Raw genomic sequence first — 1,566 nt, forward strand, 5'->3', positions numbered from 1 at the left:
TCCGAGTTTTTTCACCTCGGCGGGCAGAGGGGTCAGGCGCGGCACCAGATGCACCACCGAGGAGGTGACCTTTGGCGGCGGCGTGAATGCCTGTGGCGGTACGTCGAAGGCGATCCTCGCCTCCGTCCGCCAGCCGGCAAGAACCCCCAGCCGGCCATAGCTGTCGCTGCCAGCGGGTGCGACGATGCGCTCGGCTACCTCGCGCTGGAACATCAAAGTCATCGAGGTGTAGAAGGGCGGCCAATCGCTGACCGTCAACCAGCGCACCAGCAACTCCGTGCCGATGTTGTAGGGCAGGTTGGCCACGATCTTTACCGGGCCGCCGTCCCCGGCCGCTCGACTGGCAAGTGCCGCGAAATCCGTCTTCAGCGCATCGCCGGACACAACCTCCAGTCGGCCGGGATAATGATCGGACACTTCGGCAAGGGCAGCCAGGCAGCGTTCGTCACGCTCGATGGCGATGACGTGACGCGCCCCGTTGGAGAGCAAGGCGCGGGTCAGCCCGCCGGGACCGGGACCGACCTCGATCACGGTTGCATCGGACAAGTCGCCGGCGGTGCGGGCGATCTTGCCGGTGAGGTTCAGGTCGAGCAGGAAATTCTGGCCGAGCGCCTTCTTTGCCTGCAGGCCATGACGCTCGATCACTTCGCGCAGCGGCGGCAGCCCGTCGATGCTCATGCCTGCGGTCTCATGCGGCAACTGCCTTCGTGTTTGTGTCGGCCAGCTGTCGGGCAAGCTTCAATGCTGCGATCAGGCTGTCGGGCCGCGCCACGCCCTTGCCGGCGATGTCGAAGGCGGTGCCGTGGTCGGGCGAGGTGCGGATGAAGGGCAGGCCGAGCGTGACATTGACCGCCTCGTCGAAGGCCAGCGCCTTGGCCGGGATCAGTGCCTGGTCGTGATACATGCAAAGGGCTGCGTCGTAGCCCGCCCGTGCCCGGGCGTGGAACAACGTGTCGGCCGGCAGCGGACCGAAAGCGTCGATCCCTTCGGCACGCAGGATGTCGACCGCCGGGCGCACGATCCGCTCGTCCTCGAGGCCCATGGCGCCGCCTTCACCGGCATGCGGATTGAGCCCGGCAACGGCGAGCCTCGGCCGGGCGATGCCGAAGCGGCCGATGAGGTCGGCGGCGGTGATGCGCGCAGTGGCGACGATCAGTTCGGTGGTCAGTGCCTTCGGCACCTCGGCCAGCGCGATGTGGATGGTGACGGGAACGGTGCGCAGGTCGGGGCCTGCCAGCATCATCACCGGCATCGCTTGGACGCCGCTGTGCCGGGCCGCCAGATGTGCCAGATACTCTGTGTGGCCGGGAAAGCGAAAGCCGGCATCGTAGAGCGGCTTCTTGGCGATAGGGCAGGTGACGACGGCCGAGGCTTCGCCGGCGAGGCAGTCGGCGACGGCGCGGTCGATGGCTTCGATGGTGGCGGCCGCATTGGCCGGGTCGGGTCGGCCAGGGCTGTCGATGCAGCGGGTGGTCAGTGGAACGATCGGCAAGGCGCGGGCAAAGACTTGCGCCGCTTGCGCCGATGTCGTTTCGACGACCGGCAGCGAAATGCCGAGGAGACGCG

General features: G+C 67.6%; 2 protein-coding genes. Both read right to left on the reverse strand.

The features are described 5' to 3' along the window. A partial coding sequence (gene rsmA, locus EN935_RS35330) for a 16S rRNA (adenine(1518)-N(6)/adenine(1519)-N(6))-dimethyltransferase RsmA (protein ID WP_127374190.1) occupies window positions 1–678 on the reverse strand: 678 nt, incomplete at its 3' end. Window positions 679–688: 10 nt separating this feature from the next. After that, window positions 689–1,566: 4-hydroxythreonine-4-phosphate dehydrogenase PdxA (gene pdxA, locus EN935_RS35335; protein WP_127374191.1), on the reverse strand; the 878-nt coding region annotated here is incomplete at its 5' end.

The organism is Mesorhizobium sp. M7D.F.Ca.US.004.03.1.1 (assembly GCF_003998635.1).
In the GTDB taxonomy this organism is placed as follows: Bacteria; Pseudomonadota; Alphaproteobacteria; order Rhizobiales; family Rhizobiaceae; genus Mesorhizobium; species Mesorhizobium loti.